The sequence below is a fragment of the Rhodococcus sp. 14-2470-1b genome (assembly GCF_002259415.1).
Classification (GTDB): Bacteria; Actinomycetota; Actinomycetes; order Mycobacteriales; family Mycobacteriaceae; genus Rhodococcoides.
This window is the reverse complement of sequence record NZ_NPFY01000019.1, coordinates 12,859-38,912: the sequence shown is the minus strand read 5'-3', so window position 1 is coordinate 38,912 and position 26,054 is coordinate 12,859. Positions and strand designations below refer to the sequence as shown.

Here is a 26,054-nt window from a genome sequence, read left to right as displayed (position 1 = left end):
CCCTGGTGAAATGGTGGCTGTTCCCCGCGTTCGGCATCACCGCCTGCGCCGTGTACCTGTCGATGCCGACTGGCGCTCCCTCGAACACGCTCTTCGTGGCCGTCTCTGTCGCGTCCGTCGCCGCAGTCGTCGTCGGCGTTGCGGTGAACCGGCCTGCATCGATGTCCGGGTGGATTCTGATCGCGATCGGGAGCGGACTCTGGGCCCTGGGTGACGCGACGGCGTTCGTTCTGGCGACGGCGGACTCGCCACCCGCCATCACCGTCGTCGACATCATCTACCTCGCCGGATACCCCGTTCTCGCATCGGGGCTCTACCTTCTGGTCCACCGGGGCTGGCGGCGAGGCCAACTCGGTCACGTGGCCAACAGTGCCATCGTGATGATCGCGTTCGGTCTGCTGCTGTGGGTGTTCGTCGTACGTCCCGATTCGGTCGACGTGTCCACCGCCGAAGGAGTGCTGGCCGTCGCCTATCCGGCGATGGATGTGTACCTGCTCGGTCTGCTCGTTCACTTCGTCGGCGCACCGCAATGGCGGAGCGTGTCCTATCGTCTGCTCACCGTCGCCGTAGTCGTGGTCCTAGCAGCCGATCTCGCCGCCGAAGCGACCTCCACTTCGTTCGTCGGAATCGGTACGAGCGTGACCGACGCCGGGTATCTCGCCTTCTACCTCCTGGTCGGAACGGCCGCCCTGCACCCGTCGGTGTGCACTCTCGCGTCGCCGAAGCCGCGGCGAGGCCCGGCGGACACAGCGGCTGCCTCGTTCAGCTTCCCCACCGTCGTGGTCGTCACTGCCGCTACTCTCACCGCCCCCGCGGCCATGGCCATCCTCTTGATCCGCGGCGAGCCGGTGGCGGAATGGGGCTGGGGCGTGGTGGCATGCGCCACCGTTCTCGTCGTCCTCGTGTTCATCCGCGTGTCCGAGCTGCTCCTGCTCCTGGCACGACAGACGCGCGCACTGCGCGGTGTGGCCGAAACAGACCAACTCACGGGCTTGTCCAACCGCATCGGCGTCGAGAAATGGATGTCCCACGACAGTCGCCGCGACACGCCATTGGCGTTCCTGATCATCGACGTCGACCGGTTTCACGAGATCAACGACACCTTCGGCCACGGTATCGGTGACGACGTGTTGCGCGCGGTTGCACTACGGCTCGGCGCTTCGATCGGTCGAGTCGGCGTGATCGGTCGAGTCGGGGCAGACGAGTTCGCCGTGGTCCTCCACGCCGAACGGTCGGACGCCGTCAATGTCGCAGGGCGCCTGCATGCGTCACTGAATCAGCCCGTTACCGTCGGCCCGGCCACACTGCTCGTGGAAGTCAGCATCGGCATTGCCCTGTCCGCGAACAGGACTCGATCCGAGACGTCGGCCACCACCGAAGGACTGGCCAAACAGGCCTATCGCGCAACACAATACGCAAAAACAGTGCAACCACGTATTGCCGTGTACGACGGTTCGATGGATCGCGACAACAGAGCCCAGCTGTCACTGCTCAGCGAGCTGGGAAACGCTATCGAGCAACGACACCTCGCTATCTACTACCAAGTGCAGGTCGACCTGAAGACGATGAGGGCGATCGGCGTCGAAGCCCTCCTGCGGTGGAACCATCCGGAACGCGGCCTCGTCGAACCCGCGGCATTCCTTCCCGTGGCGGAGCGCACCGGCCTGATCAGACCGCTACTCGACTACGTGCTCACCGAGGTCGCCACACAACGGCAAGCATGGAGCGAAGACGGCATCGACCTGACCGTCTCGGTCAACATTTCGACCCGAAACCTGTTGGACACCACACTCGTCGAGCAGGTTGCGCGAGTACTGAACACCTCGCACCTCGATCCGTCGACACTCGCGATCGAGATCACCGAAACGTCGTCGATGACGGACCCGCCCGGGGCCATCGAAACCCTGAACAAGCTGCGTGATCTCGGCGTCACGCTCGTCATCGACGACTACGGCACCGGGTACAGTTCGCTCGCGTACCTGCAGACTCTGCCCGTACAGCAATTGAAAATCGACAAGGTCTTCGTCGCCGACATGACATCGGTCGTCGCACACCAGGTGATCGTCCGCTCCACGATCGACCTCGCCCGGACACTCGGGCTCACCGTCGTAGCCGAGGGCGTCGAGAACGAGCAGACGCTCCTGGCGTTGAAGGACCTTCGCTGCGACCACGCTCAAGGTTTCCATCTGGGCCGTCCCGTGCCGGCCGCCGACATACCCGCGGCTGTCGCAGCGATCGATGCGAGACTGAGTGGAGAGGTGCAGACATCATGACTTTCGGCAACGGCGCCGGCGAACACATGTCCGTTCACACGGCCATCCGGTCGAGGCGTGACGTACGCGCCGAGTTCGACGGGACGTGCATCGACGACGCCATGCTTCACCGAATTCTCGACGCCGCACACCACGCGCCCAGTGTGGGCAACACTCAGCCGTGGGATTTCGTCGTCGTGCAGTCCCCGGACACTCTTGCCGCCTTCGCGAAGCACGTCGCCGACGAACGGGTGGCGTTCGCCGACTCCCTGCCTGCGGACAGGCGCGCGACGTTCGACCCGATCCGTATCGAGGGAATCGAATCGAGCCGCACCGGCGTCGTCGTCACCTACGACCCGGAGCGCGGCGGCACGCACATACTCGGCCGCGCAACCGTCGACGACACCGGATTGTTCTCCGCGGTACTCGCTATCCAGAACCTGTGGCTCGCTGCAGTTTCGGAGAGGATCGGGGTCGGCTGGGTCTCGTTCTACCAGGAGCAGTTCCTCACCGAACTACTCGACATACCGTCCCCGGTGAGGCCCATAGCGTGGCTGTGCGTGGGACCGGTCACCGAATTCCAGGAGGTCCCTGACCTGGAACGCTTCGGCTGGCGCAATCGCCGTCCCCTGTCCGACGCCGTTCACCACGAGCGGTTCCGGCAGCAGTAGTTCACCAACCCCAGCTGCCGGGGATGCCTTTGAACGGGCCGACAACGTCGCTGGTGATCCAGCCTTCGTAGAATCCACCTTCCTGCGGGGTGGCGCGTTCACCGTCGACCTCACATTCCAAGCGACTGGGTGAGAACGCGAGATGCCCTGTGATGGGCAGAAATTGTTCCGTCGGAGTCTCGTAACTCCACGCCGCGCCTTCGCTCACCGCGCCACCGCAGACGACATCCCAGTACGTTGCCGCGCCCTTCCACTCGCAGTGGGTGGACCGTGCCGCCGACGGCCTCAGGGCATCTGCGGCGACGTCGTCGCGCGGGATATACCACGTCGGCGGATGGCTCGTTTCGAGGACTCTCCACGCCTCCCTGGTCTCGGCGACGAGGATCCCCCCGAACCTGACGGTGATCAATCGGTTCGAATGCTCCAGACGCGGAGGGCGAGGGTAGTCCCACACCGACTCCTGCCCGGGGCCTGGCTGTAGCGGCGTCACGTCGGTCATCTTCTCGATGGTGCCACGGACTGCGCCGGTCCATCGGTGCTCATTGCCTCGTGCCTGCTCAGGGTGCATCGACCGGGTAAAGATCCTCGACACGGTCGTCGTCGAGTACCCATCGGTCCACGTCGACGAGCGGATCGACGTCTGAACCCTCCGACTGAACTCGTTGCGTGGGATGGACGGACGGCAGGGGCTCGACGATCGGATCAGCGCGCCGGGTGATCTCGCGGGGTTCTTCGATGTCGGCACTTGTCTCGACGTGCTCGTGCGTGTGGGCGGCGGGAATCTCGTCGACCGTTACCACGGTGCCCGACGGGACCCTGACCAGAATGCCGAGGCCGTGGGTGGCGGCGAGCAGGCTGACCGGCGCGACGGTGGCGATGGTCGCAGACAGCGCCGGATGCAATGTGCCTGCGCCGGAAATGAAGGCGTGCATGGCGTTTGCTCCGATGCTGACGAGAGCGGCCGTGACCAACACCGCCCAGAAGAAGCGTCGACCACTGCGTTGATCCTCGAACTGCGCGAGAGCAATCACTGAGATGGTGGCCTGCAGAATGGTGCCGTCCACGATGACTGGCCACAGCCAGGACAGGCTCCGGGGCACACCCGCCATGGTCGCCAGGTCCCACAGCGCAGCGAAACTGAGAACGAACGACGCGATACCGATGACGGTGGTGATGACGACTGCACTTGCCAGCGTCGCCCGCAGAACCTTGTTCATGACTCGACATACTGCACCGGCCCACCGACAGAAACGCCGATCGTCAGGCTCCGACGGCCGCTGCGTATCCCACGACGCCCGCCATGCAGGTGAGCATGCACATGACGAGGGTGCCGATGGCGAACGGCCATGCAGTGCGTCGGCGAGCCAGGCGAACGAGAGTCGTCACCACGCCCACGACGCCGACGAGTCCCGCCGCCCCGAGAGCAACTCCGACCGCGGTGACTGCCCCGTCGACGCTGCACGTCTCCGGAGGACAGTGATCGAGAAACGCCAACGAGAACACCCCGACGAGCAACGCCAGCCCGCCGAGCATCACGGTGAACACAAGAGCGGTCACCGAGACGGCGACATCCCACCCCTTCACACGAGGCGGCAACGGAGTTCGATCCACGTCGGTGAGACTAGGCCACCAGGAGTGGAGCCTGCAGGAACGACCAGATCAGGTCAGGAGCGGAGCCTGCAGGAACGACCCTTCAGGCGAAGCGTGCTTCGGCGCGGTAGTAGTCGGCGCGATCGTGCGCGGACATTCCGCCCCACACTCCGTACGGTTCGTTCACCGACAGCGCGTGCGTGCGGCATCGGAGCAGGACCGGACACGTGGAGCAGATGTCCTTTGCCTTGCGCTCGCGTTGCGCGCGGGCGCGTCCCCGTTCACCCTCGGGGTGGTAGAACACCGACGAGTCGTACCCACGACAGCGACCGTGCAGCTGCCAGTCCCACACGTCGGCGGTTGGCACCGGCAACTCCACCGGCCTGGACGGCGCACCTCTCACCATCGGGGTCTCCTCTTCGGATGCTCGTGCGGTGAGGCTCGTGACCTGTCCGCGCGGATGATGTAGTCGTGAACTAGTTCACTTTCTCGCATTCACCATATTTTTGGCAAGAAAGTCGTTCATTCGTATGCTTAAAAACCAGCACCGCTGCTTCATAACTCGCCCCTCCGCCGGACCGAACGTGACGTTCGGTCACTTGGAGTGACCGAACGGTTCATTCGGTCCGAAGATAGGTCTCGAGCTCGGCGATGATGGAGGCCGCGATGTCTGCGGGTGGTGGACCGACGTCGATGACGATGGCGGGTTCGTCGGGATCGATGGGCTCGAGGGTCGACATCTGGGTGTCGAGGAGCCCGCTGGGCATGAAGTGGTTCATGCGCGCGTTGAGTCTGCCGCTGATACGTTCGCGGGAGCCTGCGAGGTGGACGAAGACGACTTTGCCCTCCGAACCTTTCCGCAGGACGTCACGGTAGCTGCGTTTGAGTGCCGAGCACGTGACGATCCCCGCCTCACCCGCTTCTGTGTGCGCCCGAATCCAGTCCGCGATGGTCTCGAGCCATGGCCATCGGTCCTCGTCGGTGAGCGGGTGGCCCGAGGCCATCTTGGCGACGTTGGCGTCGGGGTGAAGGTCGTCGCCCTCTTGCAGGTCCCATTTGAGCGCTCCGGCGAGAATGCCTGCGACGGTGGACTTTCCGGATCCGGATACGCCCATGATCACCAGCACCGGGTGTGTTGTCATGTCAGATCACCACGCTCAACGCCAGCACACCGGCCAGGCCTGTCACCGAGATCACGCACTCCATCACACTCCATGTCTTCAGATTCTGCACGACGGAGGTACCCAGGTACTCCTTCACCAACCAGAATCCGGCGTCGTTGACGTGCGACAGGAAGAGTGAACCTGCGCCGATCGCCAGGACCATCAAGGAGACGTGCGTCGAGGACAGTTCTGCTGCAACAGGAGCCAGGATTCCCGACGCGGTCACCGTGGCCACGGTCGCCGAGCCTGTCGCGACGCGAATCAGCACCGCGACCAACCAGGCGAGGAAGAGAACGGGCAGGCTGCTGGATTTGATGGCGTCGGCGATGACGTCGGCGATTCCTGTGTCGATGAGTACTTGCTTGAAACCGCCTCCGGCACCGACGATCAGAAGGATTCCGGCGATCGGTGGCAGCGAGCTCTCGAGGGATTTCGCGATCGCCGGACGGTCCATTCCACCTCCGCGGCCGAGGAGGAAGATGCCGGCGAGGACTGCGATCCCCAACGCGACCACGGGGGTGCCGAGGAAGTCGAGCAGGCCCTTCAGAGGTGAACTCGATTCTGCGGCAATGACGTCGGCCGCAGCCTTGCCGAGCATGAGGACCACCGGGAGGAGGATCGCAGCCAAGGTCGCCGCGAACGTCGGGCGTCGGCGCGATTCCTCGTCCTCCGAGGTCTCGAACAGGGCGGGAACCGGAACGTCCACCCACTTGGACGCGAGCTTGCCGAACAGCGGTCCGGCGACGACGACCGTCGGGATCGCGACGATCACTCCGAGACCGAGCGTGAGTCCGAGGTTGGCGTCCAAAGCGGAGACGGCGACGAGCGGGCCCGGGTGCGGCGGCACCAGACCGTGCATCGCGGACAGTCCTGCCAGCGTCGGGATGGCGATTCGAATCAGGGGCTGACCGGACCGCCTGGCCACCAGGATGATCACCGGCATCAGCAGGACGAGGCCGATCTCGAAGAACATCGGTAGCCCGATCACGGCGCCGACGAGCGCCATCGTCCAGGGAAGGAGCGCGGGCGAGGATTTCCCGACGAGTGTGTCGACCACTCGGTCCGCTCCGCCGGAATCGGCGAGCAGTTTGCCGAACATCGCGCCGAATCCGATGAGGATGCCGACGCTGCCCATCGTCGATCCGAAGCCTTCGACGAAGGCCGCCACCGAATCGGCTGCACCGAGTCCGGCGGCGATGCCGACTCCGACGGCTCCGATGGTCAGGGAGACGAACGGGTGGAGTTTCAGCCAGGTGATGAGACCGATGATGACCGCGACGCCGACGATCGCAGACAGGATGAGTCGAGCGTCCGACGCGGTGGCGCCGTCGGCGGCCTGGGCGAGTGTCGTGAGCATGGGCATTTACCTTTTCGGTGAGGTGGTCGACACCTCCCCCGCGAGGTGACTCGGCTCACTATGCCCAAAAGTACGACGAATGGCAAGAGGTCAGTTCATTTCGTACTACAAATAGCTACACCGGCACCACTCGCTGCAGAAACGCGACCTGATCCGCGACAACACGCTCGAAGGCGTCCCCGACATAGATGGCGAAGTGCCCGTCGGGATAGCTCATGACCTCACCGCGCGGCGCGCGTGCAGCGTGGCGGAGGGTTGCCTTCGCCGGGGCGACGGTGTCCGTCTCGCACACCGTGAACAGGATCGGGCACGTCACGTTCGACGCATGCCGACCCGGCCGTCGCAGCGGGATGTCCAGCCCGACTCTGGCGAGAACCTCGTTCCTGAACGACGCTCCACGGGGAAGGAGCGCCAGGTAACCGTCGAGCGCATCCTCGGACGACATCAGCGCCGTCGAGCCGGGCTTGCCGGCGAGCGGGATCGTTCGGGGTGCTCGGCCGAGCGCAGAACCGAGCTTGTCGCGCAGAGCGCGAGCAGTAACACGCACCGCGACCAGTGGATTCGTCGCAAGCGCCGATGCAATGCCGTCGGTGAAGGGGCACTGGGAGATCACCGCATCGACGTGACCGTCCCGCGCCGCCGCGACGATCACGTGCCCGCCGCCGAACGACGTGCCCCAGAGCACGATCTTCTCTGCCCGGGTGCGGGCGAACGCGATGGCGGCGGCCCAATCTTCCAACTGCTCGTCGATGTCGAGTAGCTGACGCGGTTCGCCGTCGCTGCCGCCGAAGTGCCGGTAGTCGAACACCAAACACGAATATCCCTGGGCCACGAACTTCTCCGCGAAGGCGTCGAGTCTCATCTCCTTGACGCCGCCGAGGCCGTGCCCCATGACCACCACCGGCGCATCGGAAGACCCCTGGTAGAACCAGGCGGCGCACTCGATACCCCCGGACGGAAACCGCACGTCGACTCTGTCTGCAGTCATTGAACATCCCTCCCGCCCGTCACAGTAGCGGGAAGAGAACCCGGCGCACACGTGGCACGATCGAGAAGTGGTAGCCGAATCCTTGCAGTTGCACGTCACCGTCCTGGAGAAACTGGGTCGCGACATCGTCGACGGAACCATCGTCCCGGGTACCCGCATTTCCGCCGACGACGTGGCTGCCCGCTTCGAGGTCTCGCGGACCGTGGTGCGCGAGGTCGTCCGCGTGCTGGAGTCGCTCGGGCTCCTGACCGTCAGACGCAAGGTAGGCATCACCGTGCAGGAGTCGACGGCGTGGAACTCCCTCGATCCACTGGTGATCCGGTGGCAACTGGCCGGCCCCGACCGCGCGAAGCAGCTGATCGTTCTCAGTGAACTTCGTTCCGGGATAGAGCCTTTGGCCGCTCGTCTGGCAGCCGATCGCGCGACCCCGCAGCAGTGCGGCCAGTTGACCGCGGCGGTGATCGGCATGTCGGCCACTTCTCGTGCCGCGAATTCCGACGCCTATCTCGCTCACGACTCCGATTTTCACCGCACGTTGCTCGCGGCCTCGGGCAATCCGATGTTGCGCTCGATGTCGGAGATCGTCGTCGAGGTACTCGCCGGCCGGACACGGCACGCGTTGATGCCGCACCAGGCCGACCCCGAAGCGATTCGTCTCCACGGCGTCGTGGCGTCGTCGATCCAGGCCGGGGATGCGGCCGCCGCGGAACAGGCCATGCTCGAGATCGTGACCGAGTCCGCCGCCGCGATGTCCGCGACCACTCGGGGTGAGTGACGCGATGCCGACACCCCGACGCACCGACCAGGGCGGCGACGCATCGTCGCGGCACTCGGGCGCCCTGATGGACGAGGTCCTCGGTTCCGAGGCGCAACGAGAGCGCCGAAGACGGATTCTGGATTCGACGCTCGCGCTGGCGTCCAAGGGCGGGTACGACGCAGTGCAGATGCGTGCGGTCGCCGAACGCGCCGACGTGGCTGTCGGAACGTTGTACCGCTACTTCCCGTCGAAAGTGCACCTGCTCGTCTCCGCGCTTGCCCGCGAGTTCGAGAAGATCGCCGCGAAACGCACGTTCCCGTCCGGCCGGACGCCGCGGGAACGCATGCATCTGGTCCTGAGTCAGATCACACGTGCGATGCAGCGTGATCCGTTGCTCACCGAAGCCATGACCCGAGCTTTCATGTCCGCCGACGCCTCCGCTGCCGCCGAGGTCGATCATGTGGGTCGCCTGATGGACCGCATGTTCGCCGAGGCGATGAGCGACGGTGAGCCAACGCAGTTGCAGCTCAACATCGCTCGTGTCGTCAGCGACGTCTGGTTGTCCAATCTCGTGGCGTGGCTGACGCGTCGATCGTCGGCGAACGACGTTGCAACCAGGCTGGAATTGACCGTCGATCTGCTCCTCGGGAACGCCGAAGCGTCGATGTGACGTGAGGGGACCGGTGAGCCGCTTCGGCGGCTATCGCATAGATTCATTCGAGTGACTGCTCTGGAACTGCCACTGGAACTCCGACGCGCTCTCATCGGCGTCGCCCGGACCCCTCGCCTCCTCGTCACCTCGGACTACGACGGCACGATGGCTCCGATCGTGTCCGATCCGCTGAAGGCGTTTCCGCACGCGGAGGCCGTCAGCGCCATGCGCGGGCTCGCGACGCTCGCCGGGACCACCGCGGCGGTCATCTCCGGCCGTGCACTGCGTGACCTGGCGACGCTGTCCCGGTTGCCTGCCGAAGTTCAGCTCGTCGGGAGCCATGGCAGTGAGTTCGACATCGGTTTCATCCACGCGATCGACGACAAGGCCAAGAAGCTGCTCGGTGACATCTCCCTCGAAATGGAGTCGATCGCCAGTAGGTTCCCCGGCGTGGGAGTGGAGGTGAAGCCCGCAAGCGCGGCGCTGCACGTACGCAACGCCGAACCGACCGACGCCGAACGGGCGTTGAATGCCGTCCGCGAGGGTGTCGCCCTTCGGGAAGGCGTACAGGTCACCGAGGGAAAGTCGGTCATCGAACTTGCCGTCATCGTCACCGACAAGGGCGTTGCTCTCGACATTCTTCGCCACCAGGAAGGCGCGACTGCGGCCGTCTTCTTCGGCGACGACACCACCGACGAGAAGGCGTTCGCGCGCCTCCACGGTCCGGACATCGGCGTCAAGGTCGGTACCGGTGACAGCGGGGCCGAGTTTCGTATCGACTCCACGCAGCAAGTCGCGCTGGCCTTGGCATTCTTGCTCGAGGAACGCAGGCAGTGGCTTTCCGGGGCCGACGCGCCCAGGATCGAACGACTGACGATGCTGGCCAGCCCCAACTCCGTCGCCCTGGTGACTCCCGACGCGGATCTCACCTGGCTGTGTCACCCGGAGCCCGATGCCGCTGCCGTCTTCGCGCACCTTCTCGGCGGCGACGAAGCGGGCCATTTCAGCGTCGGCCCGACGCGTACGGCTCTGCCGCTGAGCCAGCAGTACGTCGACGGCACGATGACCGTGCAGACCAAGTGGTCGAGCCTTCAGGTCACCGACTATCTTCCGCACGACGTGCCCACCGGCCAGACGTGCGTGACACGCGTGATCACCGGAAAGGCCGCGGCGGTCGTCACATTTGCGCCTCGCCCCGAGTTCGGCAAGGTCCGAGTGCAACTCGAACCCGAAACCGACGGCCTCCGCATTCACGGCACGGCCGACCCGATGGTGTTGCGCAGCCCAGGAGTGCGGTGGAACGTCGTCTCCGACGGCACCCAGCAGACCGCTCATGCCGAGGTGGACCCGTCCGACGGGCCTGTCGTACTCGAATTACGTTTGGGAACAGAAGATCTGGGACCGTCCGACGTGCCCGAGGTCGAGCGGCGCCGACAGGCCGAGGCCTACTGGAAGGACTGGGTCGACGGATTGACCCTTCCGCCCCTCAAACGCGACCTGATGAAGCGATCCGCTCTGACACTGCGAGGTCTCGTGCACTCGGAGTCGGGTTCCATCATGGCGGCCGCGACCACCTCGCTGCCCGAGGAAATCGGCGGCGTCAGGAACTGGGACTACCGCTACTGCTGGCTGCGCGACGCCGCTCTCACCGCGTCGGCGCTGGTCAACGTCGGTTCCACTGCAGAGGCGGAAAGCTACCTGTCCTGGATTCACGGTGTGCTGCAATCGGTTCCGGGTCCGGAGCGTCTGCATCCGCTGTACACCATCTGGGGCCTGGGACTTCCCCCGGAGGCCGTCATCGACGAACTCCCCGGGTACGCAGGTTCGCGGCCGGTGCGCGTCGGAAACGCCGCGAACCAGCAGGTTCAGCTCGACGTGTTCGGGCCGATCGTCGACCTCATCTCGTCACTTGCGCACGCGCGTCAGGCGAGAGGGCTGGAAGGGAAAGAGGCCCTGTCCGAGGACGATTGGTCGCTGGTCCGGTCGATGGTCGAGGCCGTGATGCGGCGATGGACCGAACCCGATCACGGCATCTGGGAGATCCGCGGCAATCCTCGCCACCACGTGTACTCCAAGGTCATGGGCTGGTTGACGGTGGATCGCGCGCTCACTCTTGCCGCGAACTTCGACCGCCCCGCCGAACCGTCCTGGGAAACACTGCGTTCGACGATTCATGCCGAGGTTCTCGAGCAAGGATGGAACGACGAAGTCCAGTCCTACACCGCGGCGTACGACGGCACCGACCTCGACGCCGCCACGCTGCACATCGGGTTGTCCGGCCTTATCGACCCCTCCGACCCACGGTTCGCTGCGACTGTCACCGCCACCGAGGCCGAACTGCGTAGCGGCTCGACCGTGTACCGCTACCACCACGACGACGGCCTACCCGGCGGCGAAGGAGGTTTCCACCTCTGCGCGGCCTGGCTCGTCGAGGCCTACCTGCTGATCGGGCAGCGCGCCGAAGCGGAGGCGCTGTTCGCTCAGCTGGTCAGCGCCGCCGGACCCACCGGATTGCTCAGCGAGGAATACGATCCGGTCGCCGAGCGGTCACTGGGCAATCACCCGCAGGCCTACAGCCACCTCGGACTGCTCAGGTGCGCGGCGTTGCTGAGCTGAGCGCGCCCCCACTGCTCATGCGGTGGGGGGTGCGCCCGCGGTACGACCCTTGACCAATTCGGTCGGCAGGAATTCGGCGGTCACGACGCCGGAGCGCGCGGTCGACGTCAGCAATGTGCCTGCGCGTCGACCCTTCTCCTCGGCGTCCTGACGCACCGTCGTCACGTTCTCTCGAATGGCGTCCTCGACGCCGTCGAATCCGGTCACGGTGAGTTCGCCGGGCACGTCGATGCCGGTGACCTTTGCGAAGTTCAGCGCCCCGAGAGCGAGGACGTCGGTGGTGCACAGCAGGGCGGTGGTGTCTCGATTCGCCTGCAGCGCCTGAGCTGCCGCCGAGTGACCGGACCGTCGGGTGTGTTCGAATCGTTCGACGACCGTCAGCGCGTCCGGGTCGAGGCCTGCTTCTCGCATGGCGTCCTGGACCCCGGCGATGCGCTCACGCTGGACGTGGAAGTGACTGTTGGCCAACCTCACCGGGGGTACGACGCCGTCGCGCCGGTCTCGTCCCAGGCGCATGCACAGTACTGCGATGTGCCGGTGCCCGAGGGCGATGACTTGCTCGGCGATGAGCTTCATCGCGGCGCGGTCGTCGATGGCGACCAGTGCGGCTTCGGGGACGCCTCGCGGCTGGTCGCAGATGACGATGGGGAGGTGCCGCTCGCGCACGGCAAGGAGGTACGGGTCGTCGTCGGCGACGGAGTAGACGACGAACGCGTCGACTCCTGCTTGTTGGACCACGGCCGCCGCGGCGGTGTCGTCTCGGTCCGGACCTGCGGGGATCAGCAGCAGGCCCTGCCCGGCGGCTTCACACGATTCCGCGAGACCGGCGAGGAACGCCATGGCGGCCGGGTCGCGAAACGAGTAGCTCAGTGCTTCGGTCAGCACCAGACCGACGGCCCCGGCTTTTCTGGTCCGCAGCGACCGCGCGACGGGATCAGGTCCTGCGTATCCGCGGCGTTTGGCTGCCATCAGCACGCGTTCACGCAGCTCAGGGGACAGTTGATCGGGGCGGTTGTAGGCGTTCGACACCGTGGTGCGAGAGACCTTCAACTCTGCGGCGATGGACGCCAGTGTGGCCGGGCGACGCGGCTCCCTCGACCTGGACATACTCGGACGTTAGTCGCATACCGGGTCACAGAGAAAATCGGGCGGTGTTTGCCCGATTTCACCGCTGACGTGCGCGAAGCTAGAATACAACGGTAACCGTTTCCAATTGCATCTGATTATCCACTCCGAAGGAGTGCCCCATGCGTCGCACCGCCACTACTCTCGTCGGTCTGTCCTGTGCAGCCGCCCTCGCGCTCAGCGCGTGCAGCTCCGACACGGAGTCCACCGGCTCCGCTCCCGCCACCGAGATCGACGGCCCCGTCACCATCGTGGCGTCGACCAACGTGTGGGGCAGTGTCGCCGAAGCCGTTGCAGGCGACCTCGCCACCGTCGACTCCATCATCGCGGACCCGTCGGCCGATCCGCACTCCTACGAGGCGTCACCCGGTGACGCAGCCAAGGTCGCCGAGGCCTCCCTCGTCGTCTACAACGGCGGCGGATACGACGAATTCATCGACGACATCCTGTCCTCCGAAGGCAAGGACGTCCCGAGCGTCAACGCCTTCGACCTGCTCGGAGAAGAACACGGCCACGAAGGCGAGGGCACCCATGAGGACGAGCCCGCCGCCGCAGAGGCTGCTACCGAGGACGAGCACGGCCACAGCCACGGCGAGGTCAACGAGCACGTCTGGTACAACGCCGAAGTTGCCGCTGCCACAGCAGAATCCATTGCCGAGAAGCTCGCACAGCTGGATCCGGACAACGCTGCGCAGTACACCGCGAACGCCGAGTCGTTCCACGATCAGGTTCACGCCATCACCGACGTGACCGCGAAGATCGCTGCCGATCACCCCGATGCACCTGTCGCGCAGACCGAGCCGATCGCGCACTACCTCGTCGAGGAGTCGGGCCTCGACGATCGCACACCCGCGGACTTCAAGGACGCCATCGAAGAGGGCAACGACCCGTCCCCAGCCTCGATCGCCGCAACACGTGATCTCTTCACGTCCAACAGCGTCGACGTTCTGATCTACAACATCCAGACGCAGGACGCAGTCACCCAGGACATCCGCTCGAGGGCCGAGGCCGCGAACATTCCTGTCGTCGAGGTCACCGAGACCTTGCCGGAAGGCCAGACATACATCCAGTGGCAGACCAAAGCTGCCGAGGATCTGCAAGCCGCACTCAGTGCATCCTGAGTGGGCCTGACCACCCGGGTGCTGGAAAGCTGTACCCCATGTCTGCTGTAGAACTGCGCGACGCCGGGCTGTCGTTCGGCGACCGCACGTTGTGGCAGAACCTCGACCTCGAGGTCGAGCCAGGTGAATTCGTCGCGATCCTCGGCCCCAACGGGTCGGGGAAAACCTCGCTCCTCAAGGTGTTGCTCGGTCAGAATCATCTGTCGTCGGGCACCGCGACGATCGGCGGGTCACCCGTCCGTCGGGGCCAGTCCGGCGTCGGCTACGTCCCACAACAACGCAGCATCGACGACGGGTTGCCGCTGCGTGGACGCGATCTCGTCGGGCTCGGATGGGACGGGCATCGATGGGGCGTCGGCTTTCGCGGAATGCGTGAACGCAAGCGAATCGTCCAGTCCGCCATCGACCAGGTCGACGCGAACGCGTTCGCCGGAGCACCCGTCGGAACGATGTCCGGTGGCGAGCAGCAACGGCTCCGCATCGCCCAGGCACTCGTCGGCGATCCGTCGGTGCTGCTGTGCGACGAACCGCTCCTCAGCCTCGACCTCGCCAACCAACGCCTGGTGTCCGAGCTGATCGATCGCCGACGCCGCGAGCACGACACCGCCGTCCTGTTCGTCACCCACGAGATCAATCCGATCCTTCCCCTCGTCGACAGGATCGTCTACATCGTCGACGGCAAATTCCGCATCGGAACACCGTCGACGGTCATGACCACCGACGTTCTCTCCGAGCTCTACGGCACCGAGGTCGAGGTTCTGCGAGTCCGCGGGCGCCTCGTCGTCGTCGGAACGGGAGACTCCATCGACGCACTCGGCTCCGCAGGTGCGCATCACCCACCGACCGAGGACGTCTCATGAACGAGAAAGTCGTCGACGCCTTCTCGAAGATGCTCGATTTCAGTTCCACCGCCAACTTGCTCGGGTACGACTTCGTCCAGCAGGCGCTCATCGCGGCCGCGATCCTCGGACTTCTCGCCGGGGCACTGGGACCACTCATCGTCAGCAGGCAATGGGCGTTCGCCGTCCACGGCTCGAGTGAACTGTCCTTGACGGGAGCATCGGCGGCACTGCTGGTGGGCATCACCGTCGGGCTCGGCGCCATCGTGGGTTCCGTCGTCGCCGCCGTGATGTTCGCGCTGCTGGGGTCCAAGGCACGCGACCGCGACTCCGTCATCGGCGTCATCATGTCCTTCGGTCTCGGATTGTCGGTTCTCTTCATCTGGCTCTACCCAGGACGAACCGGAACCAGCTTCTCGCTCCTCATCGGCCAGATCGTCGGCGTCGGGCAGAGCGGCCTGCAGTTGCTGCTGATCTGCGCGGTCGTCGTGCTGATCGTGTTGGCCGTCGTCTACCGCCCGTTGTTGTTCGCCAGCACCGACCCGGAAGTCGCCCTGGCTCGCGGCGTCCCGGTGCGTGCACTGTCGGTCGTGTTCGCGGTGCTCGTCGGTGTCGCCTGTGCGCTCGGCGTCCAGATCGTCGGAGCACTTCTGGTGTTGTCGTTGCTGATCACGCCCGCCGCTGCTGCTGCCCGCGTCACGGCGAGCCCGCTGAAGGCGACCATTCTGTCGATCCTGTTCGCCGAGACCGCAGCCGTCGGCGGAATCCTGCTGTCGCTCGCTCCCGGTGTGCCCGTCTCGACGTTCGTCACCACCATCTCGTTCGTGATCTACCTGGTCTGCCGAGCTGTCGGCTCTCGTCGAAAGTCGAACTCGGGGCGCGTTCTCGTCTGATCCGGTTCACCGGTCCTGAACCTCGGAGCGAATGTGCCGTTCGGTCACCTCGGGCCGCATAGAATCGTCCACGATGCCTTCCATCGATTTGAATTCCGACCTAGGCGAGAGCTTCGGCACGTGGAAGCTCGGTGACGACGACGCCATGCTGGCCCTCGTCACGAGCGCGAACGTCGCGTGTGGTTTCCATGCGGGTGACCCGACGACGATTCTGGCGACGTGCCGGGCCGCGGTCGACAACGCAGTACGCATCGGCGCTCAGGTCGGGTATCGCGACCTCGCCGGCTTCGGCAGGCGTTTCGTCGACATGGAACCGGCCGATCTGATCGCGGATGTGCTGTATCAGATCGGCGCCCTGGACGGTCTCGCTCGTGCCGCGGGTTCCGCTGTCTCCTACGTCAAGCCGCACGGTGCGCTGTACAACGCGATCGTCGGCCATCGTGAGCAGGCGCGCGCCGTCGTCGATGCCGTCCGCACCTACGATCCTGCGCTTCCGGTTCTGGGGCTTCCCGGTTCGATGTTCCTCGAGGAGGCGAGCCAGGCCGGGCTTCGCACGGTGAGCGAGGCGTTCGCGGACCGCGCGTACACACCGTCGGGAGAACTGGTGTCGAGGCGAGAAGCCGGTGCGGTCCTGTCCGATCCCACCGAAGTGGCGAGGCGAGTGCTGCGCTTGGTGCAGGAGGGCACGGTCGAGGCGATCGACGGGTCCACCGTACGGATCGACGCGGAATCGGTGTGCGTCCACGGGGACTCTCCCAGCGCCGTCGAGATGACGGTAGCCGTGCAGAAGATACTGTCCGACAACGACATCGACGTCGCTGCGTTCGTCCGATGATCGTCCGCGATGCCGGGGACCGGGCAGTGCTCGTCGAATACACAGATCTCGCCGACGCCATGGCGAACTATCGGTCGTTGGCCGCATCACGGATCGACTCGGTGGTAGACCTCGTTCCCGCAACAACCACAGTTCTGATCCGACACAACGGACATCGAGACGCCGTACTCACCTGGGTTCGCAGCACAGAACCATCCGCCCAGGAGATCGAGGACGATACCGACACCGTCGTGGTAGCCGTCACCTACGACGGCGAGGACTTGGGCGACGTCGCCGAGGTCACCGGCTTGACGGTCGCCGAGGTCGTCGAGGCTCACACCGAGCAGACGTGGACGGTCGCATTCGGCGGTTTCGCACCGGGATTCGGCTATCTGGTCGGTCAGGACGACCGCTTGACCGTGCCACGGAGAACCACACCGCGTACGACGGTGCCCGCCGGGTCCGTCGGACTTGCCGGTGAATTCTCCGGCGTGTACCCACGAAGTTCGCCGGGCGGGTGGCAGTTGATCGGCCGAACCGACGCCGTGCTGTGGGACGTCGATCGTGATCCACCTGCATTGCTCCGGCCGGGCGTCACAGTTCGGTTCGAACAACGGTGACATCCCTCGAAGTCCTCACACCGGGTCCTCTGTGCACCGTCCAAGATCGCGGTCGGCCCGGGCATTCGGGAATGGGCGTCGGCTGGTCCGGCGCGGCCGACCGGGCAGCACACGACGCCGCAAACCGCCTCGTCGGAAACACCGTCCACGCCGCCACCCTCGAAGCAACCTTCGGCGGCCTCCGAGTGCGGGCGCGTGGACAAGTCGTCGTCGCCGTCGTCGGTGCGGGGTGCCCGGTGACGGTCGGCGGCATCGCAGACGGCATGGAGTGCACGCTCGTTCTGAACGACGGTGACGAATTGAGCCTGGGCACACCGACGTCGGGGCTTCGGACCTACCTGGCCGTGCGCGGTGGCGTCGACGTCCCGAAGGTTCTCGGCAGCCGCTCGACCGACACGATGTCAGGCCTGGGACCTCCGCCGATCGAGACAGGCACCATCCTGGCGATCGGCGACGACGTATCCGATTGGCCGGCAACAGTACTGGCGCCGCAAGTCAGATCATCCGGGCCGATCGGGATCGTACCGGGTCCACGCGCGGACTGGTTCGAAAATCCGTCGGTATTGTTCGAGCAGCAGTGGACCGTGACCGCAGACGCCGATCGTGTCGGCGTACGACTCGAAGCCGACACCGCACTGGTACGCACCGACTCCGCTGAACTGCCCAGCGAGGGAATGGTGATCGGGGCTCTGCAGGTGCCACCGGACGGCAAACCCGTCCTCTTCCTGGCCGACCACCCCGTCACCGGGGGTTACCCGGTGATCGGCGTGGTGCGCGACGCCGACCTTCCGCGGCTGGGGCAGCTACGGCCGGGCGACTCGGTGCGCTTCAGTTCTCGATAGAGGCTCGGCGTGACTATCACTTCGACGCTGCAGCCGCCAACTCGGGGACGAGCGCGTCGATCGCGAACGGAAGACTGAGGACGGTGCCCCACGTGAGGGCGCCGGAGACGATGGGGTCGTCGACGAAAACGTCCCGCCCGTCCTTGGCCACGTTCAGCACCTGATAGGTGGGTGTCGCTCTGATCCGGTCGCTCGTGCCTTCGGTGCTCCCGGTGTTCCACACCAGGACGTCGAGGTCGAGCATCCCGAGTTGTTCCGTGCTGATCTCGAATGCATCCAGATCCCCTGCAAGGTCTGTGATCTGCTGCGGGATGACGAATCCGAGCGAGGTGAGCAGGCGGGATCGCTGATCGTTGGGTGACCGCACCCAGAACGAGCCAGGCTCACCCGATTCGACCACCGCTACCGTCTTTCCTTCGAATTCGGGGTGGGCCTCTCGCTGCTCGCTGAGTTCGGCGTCGACGCTCGTGACGAGCTCAGCAGCTCTGTCGGCCTCGCCCAGCGTGTCGCCGACGAGACGCACGCTTTCCTGCCATGGCATACCGAAATCCGGATAGTCGGGCGAGCCCGTCACCGTAGGTGCGATCTCCGAAAGCCTGGCGTAGGCGTCGGTGCTCACATCGATGTACTGCGCCATGATCAGGTCCGGTTCGAGCTTCGCTATGCCCTCGAAATCGATGTTGGCTGCACCGGTGAACTGGCCCCGGTTCAACACCTCGGGGTGTGCGTCGCCGAGGGCATCCTGCGCCCACGGCCACGTCGCATCCGGATAGTCGCCGTACCAGTCGGTGACTCCGACCGGGACCTCACCGAATGCGAGCAGAGTGTCTTGATCCGAGTACCCGACGGTGACGATGCGCTCCGGGTCCACGGGTACCTCGGTGGTACCCAGCTTGTGGACGACGGATCTGGTGTCGCCCGCCGCATCGGGAGCGGACTCCGACGAACATGCGACCGATCCGAGCAACAGCCCGGCCGTCGCGACACCGGCGAACAGCCGTGACTTCTTCGACATCATTCGACACACCCTCTCTAAGGTGTGCCTAACCTACCAGTCTGCTCAGAGCCGTGTGGTCAAAGCCTGCGCTGCCGTGCGATGTCGGCCAGCACGACTCCGGCCGCCACGGAGGCATTCAAGGACTCCACCGGCCCGGCCATCGGGATGGACAGGATGGAATCGCACGTCTCGCGAACGAGACGGGACAGCCCCTTGCCCTCGGATCCGACGACGATGGCGACGGGGCCGCTGGCGTCGAAGTTGTCGAGCGTGGTGTCACCCTCGGCGTCGAGGCCGACGATGGTGACGCCCTTGGTCTGCCAGTCCTTGAGTGTGCGCGTCAGGTTGGTTGCGCGCGCGACCGGCAGGCGGGCTGCGGCACCGGCGCTGGTGCGCCACGCGACGGCGGACACGCTTGCGCTTCGGCGCTGCGGAATGACGACGCCGTGGCCTCCGAACGCGGCGACGGACCGGACGACAGCACCGAGGTTTCGCGGGTCGGTGATGTTGTCGAGGGCAACCAGCAGTGCGGGTTCCTGCTGAGCGCGAGCGTTGCCGATGAGGTCATCGGGGTGCGCGTAGCGGTATGGCGGCACCTGCAGGGCCAGGCCCTGATGTAGACCGTTGGCGCTCAGTTTGTCCAGGTCCGACCGCGGCACCTCGAGAATGGAGATGCCGGCGTCGGCCGCACGCTGAACGCTTTCCTTCAGTCGTTCGTCGCTGTCCGTTCCGACGGCCACCCACAGCGCTGTGGCGGGGACGCCGGCGCGGAGGCATTCGACGACGGGGTTGCGGCCGAGTACGACCTCGGGTCCGTCGTCGTTCTTGCGGCTGGCAACGCGTCCACCACTCTGGCGACCGCCACCGTTCCTGCCGCCGCTGTTCTGGGCGGCCTTGTCCGCGAGCTTCGCTCTGCGCGACGCCGGATGCTTGGTCCTGGCCTCGGCCGGAGGGGTCGCGCCACGCCCTTCGAGGCCCCGGCGACGGTTGCCACCGGATCCGGCGACCTGCCCCTTCTTGGTGCCTGACTTGCGTACTGCGCCGCGCCTACTGGAATTGCCTGCCATCACTGCCCTGCTTCGTCGGTACTGCTCGTTGTCCCGACGGTCCATTCCGGCCCGCCCGGGGTATCTGTCACATCTATCCCGGCCTTGGCGAGGCGGTCGCGTATCGCGTCCGCCGTCGGCCAGTCCTTGTCGATCTTCGCCTGCGCGCGTCGCTGCAACTCTGCATCGACGAGCACACCCAGCGCACCGACGACCGCGTCGTTGTCGCTTGCCTCCGACGACCAGTGTGCATCGAGCGGGTCCACGCCGAGGATCGACAGCATGGCCCGCACTTTCGAAGCCTGCTCGACCGCGCCTACGAGGTCGCCGCTTTCGAGGGCGCTGTTGCCTGCCTTGACCGTCGCATGGACGGCGGCCAAAGCCTTGGGCACTCCGAGGTCGTCGTTCAATGCCGCGGCGAAGTCCTCGGTCCACGTTCCGAGCGGAACATCGCCTGCGCGTTCGACAGTCCGTTTGACGAACCCTTCGATGCCTCGGTACGTGACCGCTGCGGTCTGCAATGCGTTGTCCGAATACTCGAGCATCGACCGGTAGTGCGCGCTGCCGAGGTAGTACCGAAGCTCTTGCGGCCGAACATTTTTGAGTACGTTGGGTACCGACAGCACGTTGCCGAGCGACTTGGACATCTTCTCGCCGCCCATCGTCACCCACCCGTTGTGCAGCCAGTACCGGCTGAAGCCGTCACCGGCCGCTTTGCTCTGGGCACGCTCGTTCTCGTGGTGCGGGAACACCAGATCCAGTCCGCCACAATGGATGTCGAAGTCGGAGCCGAGGTACGCCTCGCACATCGCGGAGCATTCGAGGTGCCAACCGGGCCGACCGCGACCCCACGGCGTCGGCCACGACGGCTCACCGGGTTTCGCGGCCTTCCACAGCGTGAAATCGCGAGGATCCCGCTTGCCTGCACCGACGCTCTCGCCCTGATGGACGTCGTCGAGCTTATGGCCGGACAGTGCACCGTAATCAGGGAAGCTGACGACGTCGAAGTAGACGTCACCGTCGGCGGCGTAGGCGTGACCGGATGCGATCAGACGCTCGATCAGTTCGATCATCTGCGTGATGTGCCCGGTCGCGCGCGGCTCTGCCGACGGCGGCAGCACACCCAGCTTGTCGTACGCCCACGTGAAGGACCGCTCGAACGTCGCGGCCCACTCCCACCACGGACGGCCCGCGTCGCGTGCCTTGTTCAGGATTTTGTCGTCGATGTCGGTGACGTTGCGGATGAATGCGACGTCGTAGTCGTGCGCCGACAGCCAGCGACGCAGGACGTCGAACGCGACGCCGCTACGAACGTGGCCGATGTGTGGTTCACCCTGAACCGTTGCCCCGCACAGGTACACCGAAGCATGGCCAGCGACCAAGGGGGAGAATTCCCGCAGGGCCCTCGTCTCGGTGTCGTACAGGTGAAGGGTCACGACCAGCAATCCTACCGGTGCATTTACTCGCTCATGACAAGTGCTGTCGCGACGGCGGCAATTCCCTCGCCGCGACCGGTCAATCCCAAACCGTCGGTGGTGGTCGCCGATACCGACACGGGTGCCCCGAGCACCGCGGACAACACTTCCTGTGCCTCCACCCGCCGAGGGCCGATCTTGGGCCTGTTACCGATGATCTGCACGGCAGCGTTACCGATGGAGAATCCGTTCTCCGTCAGCAAGCGTCGGACCTCGGTCAGCATCGCTGCTCCGCTGACGCCGTCCCACTCCGGGCGGCCGGTGCCGAACACCGAGCCCAGGTCACCGAGTCCAGCTGCGGACAGCAGTGCATCGCACAACGCATGCGAAGCAACGTCACCGTCGGAGTGCCCGTCCAGACCGTCGGCATCGGCGAACTCGAGGCCCGCCAGCCAGCACGGTCGGCCTTTCGCGATGGGGTGGACGTCGGTGCCTATCCCGACTCTCATGAGTTCTCCCGCCCGACGATGGCTTCCGCAAGAAGAAGGTCGTGCGGAGTGGTGATCTTGAATGCAAGAGCGTCACCGACGATGGTGTGGACGGTGTCGCCCAGACGTTCCACCAAGCCTGCGTCGTCGGTGGCGATGCCGGAGAATTCGGCGTAGGCGCGGCGCAGAATGTCGGCACGGAATCCCTGTGGCGTCTGTATCGCGCGCAGTCCGCTGCGCTCGGGGGTACCCAGAACCGCGCCCATGAGATCGACGGTCTTGATGGTGTCGGCTACCGGAAGTGCGGGTACGACGGCGCCGCGGCCTGCTCGCACCTCGGCGACGACGCGTGCGATCAGTGACGGCGGGGTCAGTGCGCGGGCAGCGTCGTGTACGAGCACGATGTCCGCGCCCTCGGCGGCTTTCAGTCCGACGGCGACGGTGTCGGTGCGTTCTGCTGCGCCGGCAACCACGGTGACGTCCGCGAACAGTTCACGTGTGTGCTCGACCAGTTCTTCGGGCACCATCACGACGATTCGGTCGACGGATCCTGATGCGATCAGGCCGTCGACCGAACGTCGAAGAAGTGTGGTGCCACCCACTGTCACGAAAGCTTTGGGCAGGCCCTGTTGTAGACGTAGGCCCTGCCCCGCCGCCGGAACGAGTGCGACGACGGAACCCGTGGTGGATCCTGTCACCGTGATGTCGCTGGCGATCAGGATGCTGCGGCGAGTACTTCGTCCAGCATGGTGTCCGCCTTGGCCTGGTCGGTTCCCTCGGCCAGAGCCAATTCTCCGACGAGGATCTGACGGGCCTTGGCCAGCATGCGCTTCTCGCCTGCGGACAATCCACGATCCTGCTCACGCCGCCAGAGGTCACGAACGACCTCGGCAACCTTGTTGACGTCGCCCGAAGCAAGCTTCTCGAGGTTCGCCTTGTATCGACGGGACCAGTTGGTGGGCTCTTCGGTGTGTGGCGCACGAAGAACCTGGAACACCTTGTCCAGTCCTTCTTGTCCTACTACGTCGCGAACGCCGACGTATTCGGCGTTGTCTGCAGGAACTCGAACGGTGAGATCGCCCTGAGCTACTTTGAGAACTAGATACTCTTTCGGTTCACCCTTGATGGTGCGGGTTTCTATCGCTTCGATCAGCGCCGCTCCGTGATGGGGGTAAACGACGGTGTCTCCGACCTTGAAAATCATGTGTCCCGTGCCCCTTTCGATTTTCCCAGTTTACCACGCGCCCGGATCAACGGCGCAGGTCAGGGGCGCAGAGCCGACTCGGCAGGGGTTGACATGGGCGTCCGGACGTGCAGTGCGGGCGTCTCGAGTCGCCCCGCGGGCTCCGGTCTCGACCCCCGATTCGCCTCCCTCCATCATGTGGCGCAGACGACACGGAGCAGCGCTTTCTCACCGCCCTGAGCATGCGATCGACACCCGCCGACACGCCGATACGTCGACAATCGGACAGCGTGTTCGCGCCCCAGCGATCCATCGCCGCGGGCTGACTACTACTCTGCCTAGTGGACCCGACGAATCGGCTGAACGACGCAGCCGCCTCGCCCGCGCCATCGACACCGGCCACACCTGGAGGACGACGAAGTGACTGCGTTCATTGCTGCGACCGCGAACCCGAAGACCAGTACCAGCCTGGAGCCTGCGGTACGCCCCGGAAAGCGACTGGCAGCCGTTGTCGCCCTCGCAGCCGGCGGTGTACTTGCACTGTCCGCGTGCGGCGCAGGCCAGATCTCGCAGACGGCGACGCAGGTGTCCGCCGTCAACGGGAACTCCGCCGATATCGGTGACATCTCGCTGCGCAACGTCCACGTCGTCTACCCGCAGACCGAGGAGTACTCGATCGAGGCAGGCGGCAAGGTCGAGCTCGGTTTCATCGCCGTCAACAACAGCCCTGCAAACGCAGACACACTGACGCGCATCTCCACGACCGCCGCGTCGTCGATCACCGTCGGCGAAGAGCCGGGTGGCACCGAGATCGCGCCCCTGACCGCACTCGGCGCCGGTACGCCCGTGGACAACGAGGCCACCAACCCCGACATCCCGCTCCAGTTCATCGTCGTCGAACTCAACGGCATCGGCGAGGAAGTTCGCCCGGGCCTGACCGTTCCGATCACCTTCACCTTCGAAGACGCGGGCGACGTGGAGCTTCTCGTTCCGGTCGACGCCGGTCAGGTCCTCGAGCGCAACGTCTCCGACAAGTCCCCCGTCGAGGCGGAGCTGCACGGCGAAGCTGCGGAAGCGGAGCAGAGCGTCGTCGAGACTCAGGTCGAAGAAGGCGCGGACGGCAACAACTGATCTTCGACGAATTCGATGTCGGTGGTCACCTCTAGTCTTCTCCCGTGGCCAAACTGAAGTCCAACTACCGCTGTTCGGCCTGTCACCACACCGTCGCCAAGTGGGTGGGGCGCTGCCCGGAGTGCGGTAGCTGGGGTTCGATGGACGAGGCCACGGTCCTCGCACCCGTCGCCAGCCGAGCAGGCGCGTCCGGCCTCGGAGCCGGGAACACACGCTCGACGCTCGCGCCGATGATCCCGACGTCGCCCGCTGCCGCGATCACCCAGATCAGCAGCACGACGTCCCAGGCCAATTCCACCGGCATCGGCGAGTTCGACCGGGTTCTCGGGGGCGGGCTCGTACCCGGATCCGTCGTACTGCTCGCCGGCGAGCCGGGCGTCGGAAAATCGACGCTGCTTCTCGAGGTCGTGCATCGGTGGGCACGGACGGGTGAGGACAGGCGTGCCCTGTACGTGACGGGTGAGGAGTCCGCCGGGCAGGTACGTCTGCGTGCCGATCGCACCGGCGCTGTCCACGAACGCGTGTTCCTCGCCGCCGAATCGGACCTCGCCACGGTGTTCGGGCACGTGGAGCAGGTCAAACCCAGCCTGCTCATCGTCGACTCGGTGCAGACGATGCTCGCCGCCGATGTCGACGGAGTCATCGGCGGAGTCACCCAGGTACGCGCCATCACCAGTGCATTGACCTCGCTCGCCAAGACGACCGGAGTCGCGGTACTGCTCATCGGTCACGTCACCAAGGACGGCGCGGTGGCAGGACCGAGGTCCCTCGAACACCTCGTCGACGTCGTCCTCCACTTCGAAGGCGACAAACACTCCACCCTGCGGATGATCCGAGGCGTCAAGAACAGATTCGGCGCATCCGACGAGGTCGGCTGCTTCGAACTGCGCGAGACGGGCATCGTCGGCATCTCCGACCCATCCGGGCTGTTCCTGCACCACCGGACGGAATCCGTCGCAGGCACGGCGGTCACCGTCACCATGGACGGCAAGCGCCCCCTGCTCGCCGAACTGCAGGCACTCGTCGTCGAAACCCACATGCCGTCACCGAGACGCGCCGTCAGCGGCCTCGACTCCGCCCGCGTCGCAATGATCCTCGCGGTCCTCGAGAAACACTGCGGCCTCAAGATCGCCAAGAGCGAGGTCTACGCCGCCACGGTCGGAGGCATGAAAACCACCGAACCCGCCGTGGACCTGGCCCTGGCCGCCGCCGTCGCGTCCGGCGTCAACAACGTGCCACTCGATCCCGGCCTCGTGATCCTGGGCGAAGTCGGCCTCGCAGGCGAGATCCGCCGCGTGTCCGGCCTCGGCCGAAGACTCGCCGAAGCGGCACGCCTCGGCTTCACCCACGCCATCACCCCTCCACACGACGACCCGATGCCCGCCGGAATGAAAGTCAGAACAGTCACCAACCTCGCCGACGCCCTGACCTCCGTCCGTCCCCGCTCTCGCTAGTAGGCACGCAAATTCGGGTCATTCCGCAGGCTCCACTCCC

General features: G+C 65.5%; 27 protein-coding genes. 13 read left to right on the top strand and 14 right to left on the bottom strand.

Annotation, left to right across the window (positions count from 1 at the left end):
- Nucleotides 1-5: 5 nt before the first annotated feature.
- Together CH293_RS14425 and bluB are read left to right on the top strand one after the other, a co-directional pair.
- Nucleotides 6-2,273: a bifunctional diguanylate cyclase/phosphodiesterase gene (locus tag CH293_RS14425; protein WP_094720607.1), complete on the top strand. Its 2,268-nt coding sequence runs from the start codon at nt 6-8 to the stop codon at nt 2,271-2,273.
- Nucleotides 2,270-2,923 carry a 5,6-dimethylbenzimidazole synthase gene (gene bluB / locus CH293_RS14420; protein WP_094720606.1) on the top strand — a complete coding sequence of 218 codons (654 nt, stop codon included), beginning with the start codon at nt 2,270-2,272 and terminating at the stop codon, nt 2,921-2,923. The genes CH293_RS14425 and bluB overlap by 4 nt, the downstream gene beginning before the upstream one ends.
- 1 nt (nt 2,924) lies before the next feature.
- Here the strand turns inward: bluB and CH293_RS14415 are convergent, their stop codons facing one another.
- From CH293_RS14415 to CH293_RS14385, 7 genes are all read right to left on the bottom strand, one after another.
- Entirely contained in the window at nt 2,925-3,422 is a 498-nt protein-coding gene (locus tag CH293_RS14415; RefSeq protein ID WP_241483888.1) for a DUF427 domain-containing protein, read from the bottom strand.
- Between the two features lie 58 nt (nt 3,423-3,480).
- Complete coding sequence (locus CH293_RS14410) at nt 3,481-4,140, bottom strand: DUF2637 domain-containing protein (protein WP_094720604.1); 660 nt, start codon at nt 4,138-4,140, stop codon at nt 3,481-3,483.
- A 43-nt stretch (nt 4,141-4,183) separates the two neighbouring features.
- Nucleotides 4,184-4,507 (bottom strand): hypothetical protein, encoded by a 324-nt coding sequence (locus CH293_RS14405; protein WP_094720603.1) that lies wholly within the window; start codon nt 4,505-4,507, stop codon nt 4,184-4,186.
- Nucleotides 4,508-4,616: 109 nt separating this feature from the next.
- A complete protein-coding gene (locus CH293_RS14400; RefSeq protein ID WP_037112379.1) occupies nt 4,617-4,919 on the bottom strand; it encodes a WhiB family transcriptional regulator in 303 nt (100 codons plus the stop codon).
- Nucleotides 4,920-5,130: 211 nt separating this feature from the next.
- Nucleotides 5,131-5,655, bottom strand: a complete 525-nt coding sequence (locus CH293_RS14395; RefSeq protein WP_094720602.1) for a gluconokinase — start codon at nt 5,653-5,655, stop codon at nt 5,131-5,133.
- Nucleotide 5,656: 1 nt separating this feature from the next.
- Nucleotides 5,657-7,033 carry a GntP family permease gene (locus CH293_RS14390; RefSeq protein WP_094720601.1) on the bottom strand — a complete coding sequence of 459 codons (1,377 nt, stop codon included), beginning with the start codon at nt 7,031-7,033 and terminating at the stop codon, nt 5,657-5,659.
- A gap of 115 nt (nt 7,034-7,148) precedes the next feature.
- Nucleotides 7,149-8,021 carry an alpha/beta hydrolase gene (locus CH293_RS14385; RefSeq protein WP_094720600.1) on the bottom strand — a complete coding sequence of 291 codons (873 nt, stop codon included), beginning with the start codon at nt 8,019-8,021 and terminating at the stop codon, nt 7,149-7,151.
- A 67-nt stretch (nt 8,022-8,088) separates the two neighbouring features.
- Here CH293_RS14385 and CH293_RS14380 point away from each other — a divergent pair, with 67 nt between their 5' ends.
- The 3 genes from CH293_RS14380 to otsB all read left to right on the top strand — a co-directional run bounded on the left by CH293_RS14380 (nt 8,089) and on the right by otsB (nt 12,046).
- Nucleotides 8,089-8,796 (top strand): FadR/GntR family transcriptional regulator, encoded by a 708-nt coding sequence (locus CH293_RS14380; RefSeq protein WP_037112385.1) that lies wholly within the window; start codon nt 8,089-8,091, stop codon nt 8,794-8,796.
- A gap of 67 nt (nt 8,797-8,863) precedes the next feature.
- On the top strand, nt 8,864-9,448 hold the full coding sequence (kstR, locus tag CH293_RS14375; RefSeq protein WP_255122877.1) for a cholesterol catabolism transcriptional regulator KstR: 585 nt from the start codon (nt 8,864-8,866) through the stop codon (nt 9,446-9,448).
- Between the two features lie 51 nt (nt 9,449-9,499).
- Nucleotides 9,500-12,046 carry a trehalose-phosphatase gene (gene otsB, locus CH293_RS14370; RefSeq protein WP_037112386.1) on the top strand — a complete coding sequence of 849 codons (2,547 nt, stop codon included), beginning with the start codon at nt 9,500-9,502 and terminating at the stop codon, nt 12,044-12,046.
- Between the two features lie 15 nt (nt 12,047-12,061).
- Here the strand turns inward: otsB and CH293_RS14365 are convergent, their stop codons facing one another.
- Entirely contained in the window at nt 12,062-13,153 is a 1,092-nt protein-coding gene (locus CH293_RS14365) for a LacI family DNA-binding transcriptional regulator (protein ID WP_037112387.1), read from the bottom strand.
- A 140-nt stretch (nt 13,154-13,293) separates the two neighbouring features.
- On the opposite strand from CH293_RS14365, the gene CH293_RS14360 reads away from it, so the two are divergent.
- From CH293_RS14360 to CH293_RS14335, 6 genes are all read left to right on the top strand, one after another.
- Entirely contained in the window at nt 13,294-14,292 is a 999-nt protein-coding gene (locus CH293_RS14360; RefSeq protein WP_094720599.1) for a metal ABC transporter solute-binding protein, Zn/Mn family, read from the top strand.
- Nucleotides 14,293-14,330: 38 nt separating this feature from the next.
- Nucleotides 14,331-15,152, top strand: a complete 822-nt coding sequence (locus CH293_RS14355) for a metal ABC transporter ATP-binding protein (RefSeq protein WP_094720598.1) — start codon at nt 14,331-14,333, stop codon at nt 15,150-15,152.
- On the top strand, nt 15,149-16,024 hold the full coding sequence (locus tag CH293_RS14350) for a metal ABC transporter permease (protein ID WP_037112390.1): 876 nt from the start codon (nt 15,149-15,151) through the stop codon (nt 16,022-16,024). Before CH293_RS14355 ends, CH293_RS14350 begins: the two co-directional genes overlap by 4 nt.
- A 73-nt stretch (nt 16,025-16,097) precedes the next feature.
- Complete coding sequence (locus tag CH293_RS14345; protein WP_094720597.1) at nt 16,098-16,859, top strand: LamB/YcsF family protein; 762 nt, start codon at nt 16,098-16,100, stop codon at nt 16,857-16,859.
- Nucleotides 16,856-17,458: an allophanate hydrolase subunit 1 gene (locus CH293_RS14340; RefSeq protein ID WP_094720596.1), complete on the top strand. Its 603-nt coding sequence runs from the start codon at nt 16,856-16,858 to the stop codon at nt 17,456-17,458. The genes CH293_RS14345 and CH293_RS14340 overlap by 4 nt, the downstream gene beginning before the upstream one ends.
- On the top strand, nt 17,455-18,300 hold the full coding sequence (locus tag CH293_RS14335; protein WP_094720595.1) for a biotin-dependent carboxyltransferase family protein: 846 nt from the start codon (nt 17,455-17,457) through the stop codon (nt 18,298-18,300). The genes CH293_RS14340 and CH293_RS14335 overlap by 4 nt, the downstream gene beginning before the upstream one ends.
- Before the next feature lie 16 nt (nt 18,301-18,316).
- On the opposite strand, the gene CH293_RS14330 is transcribed toward CH293_RS14335, so the two are convergent.
- Genes CH293_RS14330 through carD form a run of 6 tightly spaced genes read right to left on the bottom strand, consistent with a single transcriptional unit; the run spans nt 18,317 to nt 23,450 of the window.
- Nucleotides 18,317-19,318 carry an iron-siderophore ABC transporter substrate-binding protein gene (locus CH293_RS14330; RefSeq protein WP_255122860.1) on the bottom strand — a complete coding sequence of 334 codons (1,002 nt, stop codon included), beginning with the start codon at nt 19,316-19,318 and terminating at the stop codon, nt 18,317-18,319.
- Between the two features lie 56 nt (nt 19,319-19,374).
- On the bottom strand, nt 19,375-20,364 hold the full coding sequence (rlmB, locus tag CH293_RS14325; RefSeq protein ID WP_037112400.1) for a 23S rRNA (guanosine(2251)-2'-O)-methyltransferase RlmB: 990 nt from the start codon (nt 20,362-20,364) through the stop codon (nt 19,375-19,377).
- Nucleotides 20,364-21,779, bottom strand: coding sequence for a cysteine--tRNA ligase (gene cysS, locus CH293_RS14320; RefSeq protein WP_094720763.1), 1,416 nt, complete (start codon nt 21,777-21,779; stop codon nt 20,364-20,366). Before cysS ends, rlmB begins: the two co-directional genes overlap by 1 nt.
- 23 nt (nt 21,780-21,802) lie before the next feature.
- Complete coding sequence (gene ispF, locus CH293_RS14315) at nt 21,803-22,267, bottom strand: 2-C-methyl-D-erythritol 2,4-cyclodiphosphate synthase (protein ID WP_094720593.1); 465 nt, start codon at nt 22,265-22,267, stop codon at nt 21,803-21,805.
- On the bottom strand, nt 22,264-22,944 hold the full coding sequence (gene ispD, locus CH293_RS14310; RefSeq protein ID WP_094720592.1) for a 2-C-methyl-D-erythritol 4-phosphate cytidylyltransferase: 681 nt from the start codon (nt 22,942-22,944) through the stop codon (nt 22,264-22,266). The genes ispF and ispD overlap by 4 nt, the downstream gene beginning before the upstream one ends.
- 17 nt (nt 22,945-22,961) lie before the next feature.
- A complete protein-coding gene (gene carD / locus CH293_RS14305) occupies nt 22,962-23,450 on the bottom strand; it encodes an RNA polymerase-binding transcription factor CarD (RefSeq protein ID WP_019663083.1) in 489 nt (162 codons plus the stop codon).
- A 399-nt stretch (nt 23,451-23,849) separates the two neighbouring features.
- Here carD and CH293_RS14300 point away from each other — a divergent pair, with 399 nt between their 5' ends.
- Both CH293_RS14300 and radA read left to right on the top strand, forming a co-directional pair.
- Nucleotides 23,850-24,560, top strand: coding sequence for a hypothetical protein (locus CH293_RS14300; RefSeq protein ID WP_037112407.1), 711 nt, complete (start codon nt 23,850-23,852; stop codon nt 24,558-24,560).
- Between the two features lie 44 nt (nt 24,561-24,604).
- Nucleotides 24,605-26,014, top strand: coding sequence for a DNA repair protein RadA (radA, locus tag CH293_RS14295; RefSeq protein WP_094720591.1), 1,410 nt, complete (start codon nt 24,605-24,607; stop codon nt 26,012-26,014).
- Nucleotides 26,015-26,054 lie beyond the last annotated feature (40 nt).

Bases quoted from the DNA above. Each gene is read 5' to 3' on its own strand.
- kstR (WP_255122877.1), top strand. From the start codon at position 8,864: ATGGACGAGGTCCTCGGTTCCGAGGCGCAACGAGAGCGCCGAAGACGG.
- bluB (WP_094720606.1), top strand. From the start codon at position 2,270: ATGACTTTCGGCAACGGCGCCGGCGAACACATGTCCGTTCACACGGCC.
- CH293_RS14415 (WP_241483888.1), bottom strand. From the start codon at position 3,422: ATGACCGACGTGACGCCGCTACAGCCAGGCCCCGGGCAGGAGTCGGTG.
- rlmB (WP_037112400.1), bottom strand. From the start codon at position 20,364: ATGGCAGGCAATTCCAGTAGGCGCGGCGCAGTACGCAAGTCAGGCACC.
- CH293_RS14400 (WP_037112379.1), bottom strand. From the start codon at position 4,919: ATGGTGAGAGGTGCGCCGTCCAGGCCGGTGGAGTTGCCGGTGCCAACC.
- CH293_RS14365 (WP_037112387.1), bottom strand. From the start codon at position 13,153: ATGTCCAGGTCGAGGGAGCCGCGTCGCCCGGCCACACTGGCGTCCATC.
- CH293_RS14350 (WP_037112390.1), top strand. From the start codon at position 15,149: ATGAACGAGAAAGTCGTCGACGCCTTCTCGAAGATGCTCGATTTCAGT.
- CH293_RS14410 (WP_094720604.1), bottom strand. From the start codon at position 4,140: ATGAACAAGGTTCTGCGGGCGACGCTGGCAAGTGCAGTCGTCATCACC.
- ispF (WP_094720593.1), bottom strand. From the start codon at position 22,267: ATGAGAGTCGGGATAGGCACCGACGTCCACCCCATCGCGAAAGGCCGA.
- CH293_RS14345 (WP_094720597.1), top strand. From the start codon at position 16,098: ATGCCTTCCATCGATTTGAATTCCGACCTAGGCGAGAGCTTCGGCACG.
- CH293_RS14340 (WP_094720596.1), top strand. From the start codon at position 16,856: ATGATCGTCCGCGATGCCGGGGACCGGGCAGTGCTCGTCGAATACACA.
- carD (WP_019663083.1), bottom strand. From the start codon at position 23,450: ATGATTTTCAAGGTCGGAGACACCGTCGTTTACCCCCATCACGGAGCG.
- CH293_RS14395 (WP_094720602.1), bottom strand. From the start codon at position 5,655: ATGACAACACACCCGGTGCTGGTGATCATGGGCGTATCCGGATCCGGA.
- CH293_RS14385 (WP_094720600.1), bottom strand. From the start codon at position 8,021: ATGACTGCAGACAGAGTCGACGTGCGGTTTCCGTCCGGGGGTATCGAG.
- CH293_RS14360 (WP_094720599.1), top strand. From the start codon at position 13,294: ATGCGTCGCACCGCCACTACTCTCGTCGGTCTGTCCTGTGCAGCCGCC.
- CH293_RS14330 (WP_255122860.1), bottom strand. From the start codon at position 19,318: ATGATGTCGAAGAAGTCACGGCTGTTCGCCGGTGTCGCGACGGCCGGG.
- CH293_RS14390 (WP_094720601.1), bottom strand. From the start codon at position 7,033: ATGCTCACGACACTCGCCCAGGCCGCCGACGGCGCCACCGCGTCGGAC.
- CH293_RS14355 (WP_094720598.1), top strand. From the start codon at position 14,331: ATGTCTGCTGTAGAACTGCGCGACGCCGGGCTGTCGTTCGGCGACCGC.